The following is a 16,220-nucleotide window of genomic DNA, read 5'->3' as shown; positions in this document are numbered from 1 at the left end:
CAGGCCTGGAGGCCCAGCTCGCCTCTCAGACGGCGCTCGGCTCCGTCATGGCAACCGTCCCGTACCCTTTCCCGGTGACCGTCGAATCCGTCCTGCTCTTCGTCCTCGGCGTGGTCGTCTTCATCATCGGCCTGCTGGTCTCGATCGGACTCCACGAGCTGGGGCACCTGTCCTTCGCGAAGCTGTTCAACGTCAAGGTGACGCAGTACTCGCTGGGGTTCGGCAAGGCCATGTGGTCGTTCAAGCGGGGCGAGACCGAGTACGGCATCCGCCCGATCCTGCTCGGCGGGTACATCTCGATGGTCGGCATGCTCAAGCCGCGTGCCTCCGGCCGTCCGAGTGCGATCACGAACACCGGCATGTACGGGGCGTTCGTGCAGGACGCCCGCCAGGCCAGCGCCGAGCAGATCGCGGACTCGGGCGGCGACGACTCCCGTGCCTTCTACCGACTCACCCCCTGGAAGCGCATCATCGTGATGGTCGCGGGCCCCGCGATGAACCTGGTGATCGGCATCGTGCTGTTCGGCGTGCTGCTGTGCGGCTTCGGATCACCGACCACGACCTTCACGTCGAGCGTCGACTGCGTCCTGCCGACCAGCCAGGCGACCGAGTGCACCTCGGGCGACCCGGAGTCGCCGGCGAAGCAGGCCGGCATCGCGTCCGGCGACGTCGTGCTCTCGGTGAACGGCGAGCAGGACCCGACCATCGCGCGCGTCTCCGAGGTCTTCCAGGAGTCCGCCGGCGAGCAGGTCACGGTCGTCGTCGAGCGCGACGGCGCCCGGAAGACGCTCGAGATCACCCCGACGACCGCCACCCGTGACGTCTACGATGCCGAGGGCAAGGTCGTCACGAACGACGACGGCACGACGAAGACCCAGCGGGTCGGTGTCGTCGGCGTCAGCATCGGGCAGTCGCTCGTGCGGCAGTCGCCGGCCGAGGTCCTGCCCGCGACGGGTGCGCAGATCTCCGCGTCGGCGCACCTCATCATCGACCTGCCGCAGCGCCTCGTGGCCGTCTGGAACGCTGCGTTCGGCGCGCAGGAGCGGTCGCAGGACAGCCCCGTGTCGGTCGTCGGTGTCGGCCGCGCGATCGGCGAGGTCTCGTCGATGAGCGGCGTGCCGGTGGTCGACAAGGCGTACACGATCCTCGGGCTGCTGGCCTCGTTGAACATCGGCCTGTTCGTGCTGAACATGGTGCCGCTGCTGCCGCTCGACGGCGGGCACATCGCCGGCGCCCTGTGGGAGGCGATCAAGCGACGATCCTTCAAGCTCGTCGGCAAGGCGGACCCGGGCCCCATCGACCTGGCGAAGACGATGCCGCTCACGATGGTCGTCGTGGTGCTGCTGGCGGGGATGAGCGCGCTGCTGATCTACGCCGACATCGTGCGGCCCGTGAACCTGTTCGGGTAGTCGCTCCGGCGCTACGCTCAGCGGATGAGCACAGCGCCCACGAACTCCGGGCCCACCACCGCCGCGCCCGAGGTCCGCACCGTCGAACGACAGGGCCTCGACGTCATCGCCGAGTCCGACCGCAAGGGCACCCCGCGGGGACTGTTCTGGCCGTGGTTCGCGGCGAACATCTCCGTCCTCGGCATCGCCTACGGGTCCTTCGTCGTCGGGTTCGGCATCTCGTTCTGGCAGGCCACCGTCGTCTCGGTCATCGGGGTGGTGTTCTCGTTCCTGCTGTGCGGCATCGTCGCGATCGCCGGCAAACGCGGGTCGGCGCCGACGATGGTGCTGAGCCGCGCGGCCTTCGGGGTCCGCGGCAACCGGCTGCCCTCGTTCCTCAGCTGGATCCTCACCGTCGGGTGGGAGACGGCCCTCGCCGCACTGGCGGTCCTCGCGACCTCGACGGTGTTCACCGAGCTCGGCTCGGACGGCGGGGTGCTGACGAAGGTCGTCGCCCTCGTCGTGGTCGCCGCGCTCGTGGTCGGGGCCGGCGTCGCGGGCTTCGACGTGATCATGCGCCTGCAGACCTGGATCACGGTCATCACGGGGGTGCTCACCGTCGTCTACGTCGTGCTCGCGGTGCCGTCCATCGACTTCGCCGCGATCGCCGCGATGCCGACGGGCAGCAGCCAGCAGTTCATCGGTGCGCTCGTGCTCGTGATGACCGGCTTCGGGCTGGGCTGGGTGAACGCCGCGGCCGACTACTCGCGGTACCTGCCGCGGTCGTCGTCCACCGGGGGAGTCGTCGGCTGGACGACCTTCGGTGGAGCGCTGGCACCAGCGATCCTCGTGGTCTTCGGTGTCTTGCTCGCCGGCTCGTCACCAGACCTGAACGCCGCGATCCAGGACGACCCGATCGGCGCGCTCACCACGATCCTGCCGGTGTGGTTCCTCATCCCGTTCGCCCTCGTCGCGATCCTCGGGCTCGTCGGCGGCGCGGTGCTCGACATCTACTCGTCGGGCCTCGCGCTGCTGAGCGTCGGCGTGAAGATCCCGCGGCCGGTCGCCGCCGGGGTCGACGGTGTGTTCATGGTGGCGGGTGCGATCTACATCGTCTTCTTCGCGACGGGCTTCGCCAAGCCGTTCCAGGCGTTCCTCATCACCCTCGGCGTGCCGATCGCGGTGTGGGCCGGCATCTTCGTCGCGGACGTCCTGCTGCGTCGCGCGGCGTACGCCGAGGGCGAGCTCGACGACCGTCACGGCCGGTACGGCGACGTCCGGTGGGGTGCGATCGCCCTGGTCGCGGTCGGCACGGCGCTCGGGTGGGGCCTGGTGACGCTGGCGTCGCCGGCGTGGCTGTCGTGGCAGGGCTACCTGCTCGAGCCGTTCGGGCTCGGCGGACGCGACGGTGCCTGGGCCTACGCGAACCTCGGAGTGCTGGTCGCCCTGGTCGTCGGGTTCCTCGGCACCCTGCTGTTCGCCCGGGGCTCCGTCCGGCGCCAGGAAGCACAGCGGTGAGCACGATCGTCCCCGACGATGCCTGGCTCGTCGTCATCGACATGCAGCAGGTCTTCACGGGGGAGTCCCCGTGGGCCGCCCCGCGGTACGACCACGCCGGTGCCGGCATCGAACGTCTGCTGCCCCGGTTCACCGGCCGCACGGTGTTCACCCGGTTCGTCGCGCCCCAGCGCCCGCAGGGCGCCTGGGTGCCGTACTACCGCGAGTGGCCCTTCGCCCTCGTGCCGGACGCCGATCCGCTGTACGCGCTGACCGAACCCTTCGCGAGTGCGGCAGGGGATCGCAACGACCCCGTCGTGACCGAGCCGAGCTTCGGCAAGTGGGGGACGGGCCTCCAGGCAGTCGTCGGTGACCACCCGCACCTGGTGCTGACGGGCGTCTCGACCGACTGCTGTGTCCTGTCGACCGCCCTCACTGCTGCGGACGCCGGAGCGACCGTGACGGTCGTCGCGGACGCGTGCGCCGGAGCGAGCGACGCGGACCACGAGCGGGCGCTGGACGTGATGCGGCTGTACGCGCCGCTCATCACCGTGGTGGACGACGCCTCGCGGCTCTGAACGTCCGGTGTGACCGGGGCTGGTCGACCAGAGCGAGCGCGTAGAGTGCTCACGTGCCCGCTGTGAACCTCGGTATGCCCAAGTCGCCCGAAACCCTCGCCCCCCGACGCAAGTCGCGCCAGATCCGGGTCGGCAAGGTGCTCGTGGGCGGCGACGCTCCGGTGTCCGTCCAGTCGATGACCACGACCCCGACGACGAACATCAACGCGACGCTGCAGCAGATCGCCGAGCTCACGGCGTCCGGCTGCGACATCGTCCGGGTCGCCGTGCCGACGCAGGAAGACGCCGACGCGCTGCCGATCATCGCGAAGAAGTCGCAGATCCCGGTCATCGCCGACATCCACTTCCAGCCGAAGTACGTGTTCCAGGCGATCGACGCCGGTTGCGCCGCGGTCCGCGTGAACCCGGGCAACATCCGCAAGTTCGACGACCAGGTCGGCGCGATCGCCGCCGCAGCGAAGGCCGCCGGGGTGAGCCTGCGCATCGGCGTCAACGCCGGGTCGCTCGAGCCGAGCCTGCTGCAGAAGTACGGCAAGGCCACGCCCGAGGCACTCGTCGAGTCCGCCGTGTGGGAAGCCAGCCTGTTCGAGGAGCACGACTTCCACGACTTCAAGATCTCGGTCAAGCACAACGACCCGATCGTCATGGTCAAGGCCTACCGACAGCTCGCCGCCGCCGGTGACTGGCCGCTGCACCTCGGTGTGACCGAGGCCGGCCCGGAGTTCCAGGGCACGATCAAGAGCGCCACCGCGTTCGGCATCCTGCTGGCCGAGGGCATCGGCGACACCATCCGCGTGTCCCTGTCCGCGCCGCCCGCGCAAGAGGTCAAGGTCGGCCTGCAGATCCTGCAGTCGCTCAACCTGCGCGAGCGCAAGCTCGAGATCGTCTCCTGCCCGAGCTGCGGCCGGGCCCAGGTCGACGTCTACCAGCTGGCGAACGACGTCACCAAGGGGCTCGAGGGCATGTCCGTCCCCCTGCGCGTCGCCGTCATGGGCTGTGTCGTGAACGGCCCGGGCGAAGCCCGCGAGGCCGACCTCGGCGTGGCGTCGGGCAACGGCAAGGGCCAGATCTTCGTCAAGGGCAAGGTCGTCAAGACGGTGCCGGAGCACGAGATCGTGCAGACGCTCATCGCCGAGGCGAACCGCATCGCCGACGAGATGGGCCCCGAGGCCGCGCTCGGCAGCCCCGAGGTCATCACCACCCCGTAGGCCGCGCTCCGGCACCGTGCGGATTCCGTCACTCTGTGCCGGGTTGACGGTTCGGTGCAGGGTCAGAAGGCGGCACGGCGCGGCTCTCGCCGCACCCGCCGGCGAACTTCGCACGGTGCGCGTCAGCCCGCCCCGGGCGTCGCGGTCGTGCCGGACGGGAGGCCCGTGGCGGCCTGGCGCCGGGCGTCCCGTCCGCACCATGCCGACTTCGCGGGCCCGTGACGGGTCAGCAGTCCGGTGCGAGCTCGTGACGGCGCACGGTGCGGCTGGCGCCGCACCCGCCGGCGAACCTCGCACGGTGCGGGTCCGCCCGCGCCTCGCGCGGTGCGCGCACGCCGCTAGGCTGGCCCCGTGGTCACACGGCTTTCGCATCTGTTCCTCCGTACGCTCCGCGACGACCCCTCCGACGCCGAGGTGACGAGCCACAAGCTGCTCGTCCGCGCCGGGTACGTCCGTCGCCAGTCCCCGGGGATCTTCGCCTGGCTGCCACTCGGTCTCCGGGTGCGCGCCAAGATCGAGGGGATCATCCGCGACGAGATGGTCGCCGCCGGTGCGCAGGAGGTCCTGCTGCCGGCGCTGCTGCCGCGCGAGCCGTACGAGGCGACGAACCGCTGGACCGAGTACGGCGACGGCATGTTCCGCCTGCAGGACCGCAAGGGTTCCGACTACCTGCTCGCCCCGACGCACGAAGAGATGTTCGCGCTGCTGGTGAAGGACCTGTACTCGTCGTACAAGGACCTGCCCGTCACGCTGTTCCAGATCCAGGACAAGTACCGCGACGAGGCACGGCCCCGCGCCGGCCTGCTGCGCGGTCGCGAGTTCACCATGAAGGACGCGTACTCGTTCGACCTCACCGACGAGGGCCTCGAGCGTAGCTACCAGGTGATGCGCGACGCGTACGAGAAGATCTTCGCGCGCCTCGGCCTCGAGTACGTCATCGTCAAGGCGGACGCCGGCGCGATGGGCGGCTCCAAGTCGGAGGAGTTCCTGCACCCGATCGCCGTCGGCGAGGACACCTTCGTCCGCAGCGCGAACGGCTACGCCGCGAACGTCGAGGCCTACGTCACGCCCGTGCCCGCGTCGCTGCCGATCGAGGGCCAGCCCGAGGCGGTGCTCCTGCCCGCTTCCGACACCCCGACGATCGACACGCTCGTCGCCCACGCGAACGAGGTCGCGCCGCGCGACGGTGCGCCGTGGACCGCGGCCGACACGCTGAAGAACGTCGTCCTCGCGCTCACCCACCTGGACGGCACGCGCGAGGTCGTGGTCGTCGGGCTCCCCGGTGACCGCGACGTCGACCTGAAACGTGCCGAGGTCGCGTTCGCCCCGGCCGAGGTCGAGGCCGCAGGCGACGACGACTTCCGCAAGCACAAGGGCCTGGTCAAGGGGTACATCGGTCCGCAGGTCCTCGGTGCCGACAGCGCCACGGGCATCCGGTACTTCGTCGACCCGCGCGTGGTCGACGGCACCGCCTGGGTCACCGGCGCGAACGAGCGCGGCGTGCACGTCTCCGGCCTCGTCGTCGGCCGCGACTTCGTGGCCGACGGTGTCGCCGAGGTCTCCGACGTCCGTGCGGGGGACCCGTCGCCCGACGGCTCCGGCCCGCTCGAGACCGCCCGCGGCATGGAGATCGGGCACGTCTTCCAGCTCGGCCGCAAGTACGCCGAGGCCCTGGGCCTGAAGGTGCAGGACGAGAACGGCAAGCTCGCGACGGTCACGATGGGCTCGTACGGCATCGGCGTGACGCGCATCCTGGCGATCCTGGCCGAGGCCCACAATGACGAGAAGGGCCTGGCCTGGCCGAAGAACGTCGCGCCGTTCGACGTGCACATCGTCGCGACCGGCCGTGACCAGGTCGCCTACGACCTGGCGACGTCGATCGTCGCCGAGCTCGAGGGCGAGCGGTTCGACGTGCTCTACGACGACCGTCCGAAGGTGTCGCCGGGCGTGAAGCTGCGCGACGCGGAGCTGCTCGGCATGCCGATCGTGGTCGTCGCCGGCCGCGGCGCCGCCGACGGCGTCGTCGAGCTGTGGAACCGGGCCAGCGGCGAACGCCGCGACGTGCCGGTCGCCGAGCTGCTCGACGCGGTCCGCGCGATCTAGCGGGTCGCGTCCTGGACGCGACCACTCGACGGACGGGAGGCCCGTGGCGACGCCGCCACGGGCCTCCCGTGCATCCGTGCTCGGGTCCGCGAGCCGCAGTGCGGTACGCTTGTGGCCGACTTCTGCGACGGTTCCATCCGCAGGAGCGACTCATCTGAATACGGAGGCACCTCGGTGAAGATCGATCTCGCAGTCCTGCGACTCATGGAGCGCGAGCGGGAGATCCCGTTCGACGAACTGGTCCAGATCATCGAATCTGCCATCCTGACCGCCTACCAGAAGCACGCCGAGGAGAACGGCGAGCCGGCCCACGCGCAGTCGCGTGTCGAGCTCGACCGCAAGTCCGGCGAGGTCAGCGTCTACGTCCCCGAGCTCGACGACGAGGGCACCGTCATCGGTGAAGCCGTCGACCAGCCCAGCGACTTCGGCCGCATCGCGGCGTTCGCGGCGAAGCAGGTCATCAACCAGCGACTGCGCGACATCGGCGACGACAAGATCCTCGGCGAGTTCCGCGGCAAGGAAGGCGACATCGTCGCCGGCGTGGTCCAGCAGGGACCGAACCCGCGCATGGTGATGGTCGACCTCGGCACGGTCGAGGCGATCCTGCCGCCGGAGGAACAGGTCCCCGGGGAGTCCTACGCCCACGGTTCCCGCATCCGCGTGTACGTGACGAGCGTCGCCCGTGGCAACAAGGGTCCGCAGATCACGGTGTCGCGCACGCACCCGGGCCTGGTCCGGAAGCTCTTCGCGCTCGAGGTCCCGGAGATCGCCTCGGGCGTCGTGGAGATCACGTCGCTCGCGCGTGAAGCCGGTCACCGCACGAAGATCGCGGTCAAGGCGAACGAGCCCGGCGTGAACGCGAAGGGCGCCTGCATCGGCGAGCTCGGCGCGCGCGTCCGTGCCGTCACCAACGAGCTCGGCGCCGAGAAGGTCGACATCGTGGACTGGTCCCCGGACCTGTCGGCGTTCGTCGCGAGTGCCCTGTCGCCGGCCAAGGTTACGAGCGCCTTCGTGCTCGATGCATCGACCAAGGCCGTCCGCGCGCTCGTGCCGGACTACCAGCTGTCGCTCGCGATCGGCAAGGAAGGGCAGAACGCCCGCCTCGCCGCGAAGCTCACCGGGGCCCGGATCGACATCCAGCCGGACTCCATCCTGGACGGCGACGACTAGGGCGATTTCGCCGCCGGCGTGTCCACAAGGGCGCGCCGGATCGCGCACGTCCGAGGCAAGGAGTAGAGTGATTCCCGTCAGAACGTGCATCGGCAGTCGTCGTCGCGCTTCCCGATCCTCACTCCTCCGAGTCGTCGCCCTCAGCGATGGCCGCGTCGTGGCGGATCCGAAGGCAGTCATGCCGGGCCGGGGAGCATGGCTCACACCGACCGTCGATGCCTACGATCTGGCCGTCAAGCGCAGGGCTTTCCGCCGTGCGCTCCGGTTGGATCGCGATCCCGACACGTCCGCGGTGCTCGACCACATCGTCGGTCTCCCACAGGAGTCGACCGAGCGCCCGGACATGACAGAACAGGCTGAACGGCTTATGGACAACTGATGAGCGGCTCGAAATGAGACCCGTCATCCATTGAGTCCTGCCCTTTACGGGGTGGGACCCGTGAAGGAGAACAGTGGCTAAACCACGCGTACACGAGATCGCAAGCGAACTCGGCGTCGACAGCAAGACCGCACTCGAGAAGCTCAAGGAGCTCGGAGAGTTCGTCCGGGGTGCCAGCTCGAGCATCGAGCCCCCCGTTGCCCGGAAGCTCCGTGCCGCCCTGCAGGCGGACGGCGTCCCGGCATCCAAGCCCGCAGCCTCGGCCCCCGCGCCGAGCACGCCGGCGAAGAGCAGCACGCCCAAGTCCGGCGCGCCGAAGCCCGGCGGCCCGCGCCCCGGCCCGGTCCGTCCGGCACCCGCTCCCGAGCCCGCGGTCCAGGCAGCACTTGCGGCCGAGGACGTCCCGACCCCGGCAGCACCGAAGTCCGTCGCCCAGCGACAGGCAGAGGCCGAGGCCGCACAGAAGGCCCGTGCCGAGAAGGCCGCCGCCGAGCAGCAGGCCGCCACGCAGCCGGCTGAGTCCGCCGGCGACGAGCCGAAGACCGACGCGGTGAAGCCCGGCTCGAGTGCCAAGCCCGCCGCTGCCGGTCCGAAGCCCGGTGGCCCCAAGCCCGGAGCACGTCCGGGCAACAACCCCTACGCGTCGAACCAGGGCATGGGCTCGCGCCCGCCGCGCCCCGGCAACAACCCGTTCGCCTCGAACCAGGGCATGGGCCAGCGCCCCGCCGCTGGTGCCGGCGGAGCGGGCATCCCGCGTCCGCAGCCCCCGCGTCCCGGCGTCCCGCGTCCCGGTGCACCGCGTCCGGGTGGACCCGGTCAGGCGAACCGTCCCAACGGCTTCGGGCAGCGCCCGGGCCAGGGTGGCGGTCGTGGCGGCCCCGGTGGCGCCCGTCCGGGTGCCGGCGGCGGTGCCGGTGGCGGCTTCCCGCGTCCGGCCTTCAGCGGCCCCCGTCCCGCCGGTGGCGGTGGCCGTGGTCGTGGCCCCGGTGGCGGTACCGCTGGTGCGTTCGGTCGCGGTGGCGGCAAGAGCCGTGCCCGCAAGTCGAAGCGGACGAAGCGCGCCGAGTACGAGATGCGTCAGGCCCCGTCGCTCGGCGGTGTGCAGGTCCCCCGTGGTGACGGCAACACGGTCGTCCGACTCCGTCGCGGTGCGAGCATCTCGGACTTCGCGGACAAGATCGACGCCATGCCCGGCAACCTGGTCACGGTGCTGTTCCACCTCGGTGAGATGGCGACCGCGACCGAGTCGCTGGACGAGGCCACGTTCGAGGTCCTCGGTGACGAGCTGGGCTACAAGATCCAGATCGTCTCGCCCGAGGACGAGGACAAGGAGCTCCTCGAGGGCTTCGACATCGACATCGATGCCGAGTACGCCGACGAGGACGACTCCGTCCTGCAGGTCCGTCCCCCCGTCGTGACCGTCATGGGTCACGTCGACCACGGTAAGACGCGACTGCTCGACGCGATCCGGAACTCGAAGGTCGTCGAGGGTGAAGCCGGTGGCATCACCCAGCACATCGGTGCGTACCAGATCGTCACCGAGCACGAGGGCATCGAGCGTCCGATCACGTTCATCGACACCCCGGGTCACGAGGCCTTCACGGCCATGCGTGCTCGTGGTGCGCAGGTCACCGACATCGCGATCCTCGTGGTCGCGGCGGACGACGGCATCATGCCCCAGACGATCGAGGCGCTGAACCACGCGCAGTCGGCCAACGTGCCGATCGTGGTCGCGGTGAACAAGATCGACAAGGAAGGCGCGAACCCGGCCAAGGTCCGCCAGCAGCTCACCGAGTACAACCTGGTGGCGGAGGAGTACGGCGGAGACGTCATGTTCGTCGACGTCTCGGCTCGGCAGAACATCGGTATCCAGGAGCTCCTGGACGCCGTGCTGCTCACCGCTGATGCCGGGCTCGACCTGCGTGCGAACCCCGACAAGGACGCCCGCGGCGTCGCGATCGAAGCACGGCTCGACAAGGGCCGCGGTGCGGTGGCGACCGTCCTCATCCAGTCTGGAACGCTGCACGTCGGCGACGCCATCGTGGCGGGCACGGCGTACGGCCGCGTCCGTGCGATGACCGACGAGAACGGTGTCGCGGTCAAGGCCGCCACGCCGAGCCGCCCGGTCCAGGTGCAGGGTCTGTCCTCGGTGCCCCGCGCCGGTGACACGTTCCTCGTCACCGAAGAGGACCGCACGGCACGTCAGATCGCCGAGAAGCGTGAGGCCGCCGAGCGCAACGCCCAGCTGGCCAAGGCCCGCAAGCGCATCTCGCTCGAGGACTTCACCCGTGCACTCGAAGAGGGCAAGGTCGACTCGCTCAACCTCATCATCAAGGGTGACGTCTCCGGTGCCGTCGAGGCACTCGAGCAGTCGCTCCTGGACATCGAGGTCGACGACAGCGTCCAGCTCCGCATCCTCCACCGCGGTGTCGGTGCGATCACGGAGTCGGACATCGACCTCGCCACGATCGACAACGCCATCGTGGTCGGCTTCAACGTCCGTCCGGACGTCAAGGCCCGTGAGCGTGCGGCGCGCGAAGGCATCGACGTGCGCTTCTACTCGGTCATCTACAACGCACTCGACGACATCGAGCAGTCCCTCAAGGGCATGCTCAAGCCCGAGTACGAAGAGGTCCAGTCCGGTGTCGCCGAGATCCGAGAGGTCTTCCGCTCCTCGAAGTTCGGCAACATCGCGGGTGTCATCGTCCGCTCCGGCACGATCACGCGCAACGCCAAGGCGCGCGTCATCCGTGACGGAGTGGTCCTGGCCGACGGACTGGCGATCGAGTCGCTCCGTCGCTTCAAGGACGACGTCACCGAGGTCCGCACGGACTTCGAGGCCGGTATCGGTCTGGGCAAGTTCAACGACATCCAGATCGGTGACGAGATCGAGACCACCGAGCTCGTCGAGAAGCCGCGCGACTGATCGTGTGACCACCCTGGGCCCCGGCCTCCCCGTACGGGAGGTGCGAGTCCAGATGGGCCCCGGCCTCCCGTTCCGGGAGGTCGGGGCCCGACCCCTTTCCACGCAGAACCACCGGCGGGAAACGTCCCGCCACTGCCTCAGGAGGCACCCATGGCCGATCCGCAGCGCGCACGCAAGATGGCGGACCGCATCAAGGAAGTCGTCGCACGCCGTCTCGACAAGGGTCTGCGCGACCCGCGTCTCGGGTTCGTGACGATCACCGACGTCCGCGTGACCGGAGACCTGCAGCACGCATCGGTCTTCTACACCGTGTACGGCACCGACGAGGAACGCGCCGACTCCGCTGCCGCGCTCAAGGCGGCGACCGGCATGCTCCGCTCCGAGGTCGGCAAGAACATCACGGCGCGGCTCACCCCGTCGCTCGAGTTCATCGCCGACGCGCTGCCGGAGACCTCCGCGCACATGGAGGACCTGCTCGTGCAGGCCCAGGTGCGTGACGAGCAGGTGCGTGCCGCCTCGGTCGGCGCGACGTACGCCGGCGACGCCGACCCGTACAAGCGCGACGAGGACGAGGACGACGAGTCCGACGACGAGCAGGACGCCGAGCGGGCCTAGTCAGCGCGTGTCAGAACACCCCGCCGCACCGTGTGCAGCGGGGCGTTCGTGCGTCCGGCGGTCGCGCCCCGGGCGGTCGTGCGTCAGGCGTCCGGCAGCTGGTACCCGGTCGTGTCGTCGCCGACCGCCAGCCCGTCGCGCAGCAGCGACGCGAGCGCCCGGTCCCGCTGCTCGGCGTCCGGCCAGACCAGCTCGATCTCGGACCGGGCGACCGGTACGTCGCTCGCCCGCAGCTCGGCCATCACCAGGCCGCGCACCTGCCGGTCGCTGCCGGCGAACTTCGCCTGCTTCGGCGCACGCGGCCCGTCGTGGTCGGGGTAGCCGGCGGCTCGCCAGGCGCAGCGGTCGGCGATCGGGCAGGCGTCGCACGCGGGGGAGCGGGAGACGCACACGAGCGCACCGAGTTCCATCACCGCAGCGTTCGTCGCAGCGGCGTCGTCGCGGTCGGCGGGCAGCACGGACTCCATCAGCGGCAGGTCGTCCTTCGCCTTCGCCGGCCCGGGTTCGCCCTGGCCGAGGAGCGCGCGCTTGAGCACCCGCCGCACGTTGACGTCCACGACCGGGTGCCGGTCGCCGTACGCGAACACCGCCACGGCCCGTGCCGTGTAGTCGCCGATGCCGGGGAGTGCGAGCAGCGCATCGACGTCCCGCGGCACGACGTTGCCGTGCTCGTTCGCGATCACGGTTGCGGCTGCGTGCAGCGCGAGCGCGCGTCTCGGGTAGCCGAGCCGGTCCCAGGCGCGCACCGCATCCGCCGGGGGTGACGCCGCGAGGTCCGCAGGCGTCGGCCACCGGGTGAGCCACGCCTCCAGTCGGGGGACGACGCGCGCCACCTGCGTCTGCTGCAGCATGATCTCGCTGACCAGCGTGCCCCAGGCGGGGAAGCCGGGGCGACGCCACGGCAGGTCGCGGGCCTCCTGTCGGAACCAGCTGATCAACGGGGTCGCGATGTCGGGGATGCTCGCGTTGTCCACATCCGGTCGGGAGGCCCTGCTCGCGTTCACCACGACAGCCTACGGTGGACGCATGGCACGCTGGGCACCCGAAGAGACCGACACGATGGCCGCGATCGCTGCGGAGGCGATCGCGCAGGTCGGCACGAACCGGACCGTGATCGGCATCGACGGTCAGGACGGCACCGATCTCGAACACGTCGCCGCGGCGCTGGTGGCGGGTTTCCAGCAGCACGGGGTGTCCGCGATGGCCGCCGCCGCGCCGTCCACCGACCCCGACACGCTGCGCGCCGAGGTGGTCACCCCGTTCCGTACCACCGGTGCCGGGGACGGCGTGCTGGTCGTGCACGGGCACGGGCTGTTGGCTCCCGGTGTCCGCGGTCTCTGGCGCTGGTCGCTGTGGGTCGAGCAGGAAGCGGGTCGGCTGGAACGCCGCGCGGACGTCAAGATCGCCGCCTCCGCCGTCCTCGACGTCACCGATCCCGAGCACCCCCGTCGCGAGTGGAACGACGCCTGCTGACCGGCGCTGGTAATCTCCTCTGGTGCTCGAAACCGTGCCGGACGGCATCCTCCTCGTCGACAAACCGCAGGGGATCTCCAGCCACCGCGTCGTGTCGATCGCCCGTCGCCGCCTCGGTCTGAAGAAGGTCGGGCACGCGGGGACCCTCGACCCGATGGCGACCGGGTTGCTGCTTCTGGGCATCGGGCACTCCACGCGGCTGCTCACGCACCTGGTCGGCCTCGGCAAGACCTACACCGCCACCATCCGGCTCGGCGTGTCCACGGACTCCGACGATGCCGACGGCACCCCGACCGCCGCGACCGGCGTCGCGACCGCGGACGTCACGGACGAAGCCGTCGAACGTGCCGTCGCCCAGCAGCGCGGCCAGATCGACCAGGTTCCCTCCACCGTCAGCGCGATCAAGGTCGACGGGCGCCGTGCGTACGACCTCGCGCGCAAGGGGGAGACCGTCGAGCTGCAGTCCCGCACGGTGACCGTCTCGCGGTTCGACGTCACCGGCCGGAACGACCGCACCGTCACGGTCGACGGCGCCGAGGTGCCGGTCGTCGACCTCGACGTCGTCGTGACCTGCTCGTCCGGCACGTACGTCCGGGCCCTCGCGCGCGACGTCGGCGCGACCCTCGGCACCGGTGCCCACCTCACCGCGCTCCGCCGCACCCAGGTCGGTCCGTTCGACGTGGCCGACGCGATCGACCTCGAGGACGACGCGGTCGACGTCCGCGCTGCGCTCGCGCGTCCGGCCGACGTGGCGCGTCGCCTGTTCTCCTCGGTGTCGCTCGACGCGGCCGCGGCGAAGGACCTGACCGACGGCAAGCGCGTCGCGGCCGACCACCCGGACTCGGATGACCCGGTGGCCGCGGTGGCCGCCGCCGACGACCGCCTCGTCGGACTGGTCTCGGTCCGGCGCGGACTGCTCCGGGTCATCACGAACTTCCCGGCGCCGGCTGCCGCTCCTGCGCCGGCTCCGCAGAACGGGGCGCACGCGTGATCGAGTGGTTCATGTGGGTCCAGCTCGTCGTCGCCGTCCTGGCCGGGCTGTTCGCCGTCGTGGTCGGGTTCATCGGCTGGAAGCCCAACGACTACACCGTCGGGTCCCTCGCGCTCATCGAGGTCCTGCTCCTGGCGCAGGGTGTCATCTCGATCGTGCTCCCCGCGACGGGCAGCCCGCCGGACGGCAACGCCCTCGAGTTCGGGGTGTACGCGGTGTCGGTGCTCCTGGTGCCGCCGGCTGCCATCGTCTGGGCGCTCGTGGACCGCACGAAGTGGAGCACGGTCGTCCTCGGTGCCGGTGCGTTCACCGTCGCGGTCATGGTCTACCGGATGTACCAGATCTGGTTCGCCCTGAACTGACCCCGAGCGTCATGGTGGTCCCCGCACGTCGGTAGAATCGGTGCAATGGCGACCAGATCCTCACTCGCGACCGGCATCGGCCGCGTCCTCATCGCCGTGTACGGCATCCTCGCCCTGGCGGCGACGGGCCGGAGCGTCGTCCAGATCATCGAGAAGTTCTCGTTCGCACCGTTCGCGTACACGGTGAGCGCCATCGCCGCCGTCGTGTACATCGTGGCGATGATCGCCCTGATCGTGCCCGGACGCTCCTGGTACCGGGTGGCCTGCGTGACGATCGTGTTCGAGATGACCGGTGTGCTCGTCATCGGCACGTTGTCGCTCTTCGACCGGCAGCTCTTCCCCGACGACACGATCTGGTCGTACTACGGCATGGGCTACGCCTTCGCACCGCTGGTGCTGCCGATCGCCGGTCTCTGGTGGCTCCGCAAGCACCACCGCACCGCGTCGGCCGAGCCGGTGGCCGCATCGACCACCGCCCCCGTGGGCGAGTAGGAGCAGCCGTGCAGTTCTACGACGACATCGCCGACGTGGCGGAGGGCTTCGGCCCGAGCGCCGTCACGATCGGCAAGTTCGACGGTGTGCACGTCGGGCACCGCGCGGTGATCGCGCACCTCGAGCGCGCCGCCCACGAGCAGGGCCTGGTCGCCACCGTGGTGACGTTCGACCGGCACCCGCTCAACGTCATCGACCCGCAGCACGTCCCGCCGGCGCTCACGAGCACGGCGCAGCGGCGCGAGCTCCTCGACGCCGCCGGTGTCGACGCCACCCTGCTGCTCCGCTTCGACGAGCAACTGCAGTCGAAGTCACCAGAGGCGTTCGTGTCCGAGATCCTCGTCGACACCCTGCACGCCCGGCTCGTCTTCGTCGGCAGTGACTTCCGCTTCGGGGCCAAGGGCGCCGGCGACGTCACCCTGTTGCGCGCCCTGGGGGAGCAGCACGGCTTCACGGTCGAGCTCATCGACGACGTCGACCTGGTGGACGACGTCCGACCCGACGGCGAGCGACGCGTCTCGTCGACGTGGATCCGCGAGCTCCTCGGCGACGGGCGGGTGGCCGAGGCCGCTCGGCTGCTCGGTCGTGAGCACGCGGTCCGCAGCACCGTCGTGCACGGCAACCAGCGGGGGCGGGCGATGGGGTACCCGACGGCGAACCTCGACCCGGCCTTCGAGGGCTTCGCGCCGGCCGACGGCGTCTACGCCGCCCGGGTGCTGCACGACGGCACGGTGTACCCGGCAGCCGTCTCGGTCGGCAACAACCCGACGTTCGAAGGCGTGCCGGCCAAGCAGATCGAGGCGCACCTGCTCGACGTCGACCTCGACCTGTACGGGGACCGCATCTCCGTGCTGTTCGTGTCCTACGTGCGCGGCATGGTGAAGTTCGACTCGATGGACGAGCTCGCCACGCAGATGCGCCAGGACGACCTCGACATCCGGTTGCTGTTGGGCCTGCCCACGCCGGTCTGACCTGCGACGCCACGCGCCGCGACGCCACGCCACGCGCCGCCACGCGACGACGCCCCCGTGACCGATC

15 protein-coding genes are annotated in these 16,220 nt (G+C 70.5%); 14 read left to right on the top strand and 1 reads right to left on the bottom strand.

The annotated features are described in order from the left end of the window. Window positions 1–74 precede the first annotated feature (74 nt). From ACGH48_RS11005 to rbfA, 9 genes are all read left to right on the top strand, one after another. Window positions 75–1,409 (top strand): RIP metalloprotease, encoded by a 1,335-nt coding sequence (locus ACGH48_RS11005; protein ID WP_185021336.1) that lies wholly within the window; start codon window positions 75–77, stop codon window positions 1,407–1,409. Window positions 1,410–1,433: 24 nt separating this feature from the next. Beyond that, on the top strand, window positions 1,434–2,906 hold the full coding sequence (locus ACGH48_RS11000) for a purine-cytosine permease family protein (RefSeq protein ID WP_396288600.1): 1,473 nt from the start codon (window positions 1,434–1,436) through the stop codon (window positions 2,904–2,906). Next, window positions 2,903–3,463, top strand: a complete 561-nt coding sequence (locus tag ACGH48_RS10995) for a cysteine hydrolase family protein (RefSeq protein WP_396288598.1) — start codon at window positions 2,903–2,905, stop codon at window positions 3,461–3,463. The genes ACGH48_RS11000 and ACGH48_RS10995 overlap by 4 nt, the downstream gene beginning before the upstream one ends. A 74-nt stretch (window positions 3,464–3,537) precedes the next feature. After that, complete coding sequence (ispG, locus tag ACGH48_RS10990; protein ID WP_111083888.1) at window positions 3,538–4,671, top strand: flavodoxin-dependent (E)-4-hydroxy-3-methylbut-2-enyl-diphosphate synthase; 1,134 nt, start codon at window positions 3,538–3,540, stop codon at window positions 4,669–4,671. 351 nt (window positions 4,672–5,022) lie between these two features. Beyond that, a complete protein-coding gene (locus ACGH48_RS10985; protein WP_396288597.1) occupies window positions 5,023–6,774 on the top strand; it encodes a proline--tRNA ligase in 1,752 nt (583 codons plus the stop codon). Between the two features lie 174 nt (window positions 6,775–6,948). Then, window positions 6,949–7,944 carry a transcription termination factor NusA gene (gene nusA / locus ACGH48_RS10980; protein WP_111083890.1) on the top strand — a complete coding sequence of 332 codons (996 nt, stop codon included), beginning with the start codon at window positions 6,949–6,951 and terminating at the stop codon, window positions 7,942–7,944. A 67-nt stretch (window positions 7,945–8,011) separates the two neighbouring features. Then, window positions 8,012–8,323 carry a YlxR family protein gene (locus ACGH48_RS10975; protein WP_396288594.1) on the top strand — a complete coding sequence of 104 codons (312 nt, stop codon included), beginning with the start codon at window positions 8,012–8,014 and terminating at the stop codon, window positions 8,321–8,323. Window positions 8,324–8,396: 73 nt separating this feature from the next. Continuing rightward, window positions 8,397–11,249, top strand: coding sequence for a translation initiation factor IF-2 (gene infB, locus ACGH48_RS10970; RefSeq protein ID WP_396288592.1), 2,853 nt, complete (start codon window positions 8,397–8,399; stop codon window positions 11,247–11,249). Between the two features lie 150 nt (window positions 11,250–11,399). Next, the gene (rbfA, locus tag ACGH48_RS10965; protein ID WP_123312419.1) at window positions 11,400–11,864 is read left to right on the top strand and encodes a 30S ribosome-binding factor RbfA; all 465 of its coding nucleotides are present in this window, start codon (window positions 11,400–11,402) and stop codon (window positions 11,862–11,864) included. Window positions 11,865–11,947: 83 nt separating this feature from the next. On the opposite strand, the gene ACGH48_RS10960 is transcribed toward rbfA, so the two are convergent. Continuing rightward, on the bottom strand, window positions 11,948–12,823 hold the full coding sequence (locus tag ACGH48_RS10960; protein ID WP_396291123.1) for an A/G-specific adenine glycosylase: 876 nt from the start codon (window positions 12,821–12,823) through the stop codon (window positions 11,948–11,950). Window positions 12,824–12,890: 67 nt separating this feature from the next. Here ACGH48_RS10960 and ACGH48_RS10955 point away from each other — a divergent pair, with 67 nt between their 5' ends. The 5 genes from ACGH48_RS10955 to ACGH48_RS10935 are packed head-to-tail and all read left to right on the top strand — an operon-like array spanning window position 12,891 to window position 16,153. Further along, window positions 12,891–13,337 carry a hypothetical protein gene (locus ACGH48_RS10955; RefSeq protein WP_396288590.1) on the top strand — a complete coding sequence of 149 codons (447 nt, stop codon included), beginning with the start codon at window positions 12,891–12,893 and terminating at the stop codon, window positions 13,335–13,337. Window positions 13,338–13,359: 22 nt separating this feature from the next. Next, window positions 13,360–14,328 carry a tRNA pseudouridine(55) synthase TruB gene (truB, locus tag ACGH48_RS10950; RefSeq protein ID WP_396288588.1) on the top strand — a complete coding sequence of 323 codons (969 nt, stop codon included), beginning with the start codon at window positions 13,360–13,362 and terminating at the stop codon, window positions 14,326–14,328. Then, a complete protein-coding gene (locus ACGH48_RS10945) occupies window positions 14,325–14,690 on the top strand; it encodes a hypothetical protein (RefSeq protein WP_123312424.1) in 366 nt (121 codons plus the stop codon). The genes truB and ACGH48_RS10945 overlap by 4 nt, the downstream gene beginning before the upstream one ends. A 45-nt stretch (window positions 14,691–14,735) precedes the next feature. After that, entirely contained in the window at window positions 14,736–15,182 is a 447-nt protein-coding gene (locus ACGH48_RS10940) for a hypothetical protein (RefSeq protein ID WP_123312425.1), read from the top strand. Between the two features lie 8 nt (window positions 15,183–15,190). Further along, a complete protein-coding gene (locus tag ACGH48_RS10935) occupies window positions 15,191–16,153 on the top strand; it encodes a bifunctional riboflavin kinase/FAD synthetase (RefSeq protein WP_396288585.1) in 963 nt (320 codons plus the stop codon). Window positions 16,154–16,220 lie beyond the last annotated feature (67 nt).

Origin of the sequence: Curtobacterium pomorum, assembly GCF_044497295.1 — a bacterium.
Classification (GTDB): Bacteria; Actinomycetota; Actinomycetes; order Actinomycetales; family Microbacteriaceae; genus Curtobacterium.
This window is presented reverse-complemented; position numbering and strand designations above follow the sequence as displayed.

Coding starts and splice junctions, on each gene's coding strand:
- ACGH48_RS11000 (WP_396288600.1), top strand. CDS start 1,434: ATGAGCACAGCGCCCACGAACTCCGGGCCCACCACCGCCGCGCCCGAG.
- ispG (WP_111083888.1), top strand. CDS start 3,538: ATGCCCAAGTCGCCCGAAACCCTCGCCCCCCGACGCAAGTCGCGCCAG.
- rbfA (WP_123312419.1), top strand. CDS start 11,400: ATGGCCGATCCGCAGCGCGCACGCAAGATGGCGGACCGCATCAAGGAA.
- ACGH48_RS10955 (WP_396288590.1), top strand. CDS start 12,891: ATGGCACGCTGGGCACCCGAAGAGACCGACACGATGGCCGCGATCGCT.
- ACGH48_RS10940 (WP_123312425.1), top strand. CDS start 14,736: ATGGCGACCAGATCCTCACTCGCGACCGGCATCGGCCGCGTCCTCATC.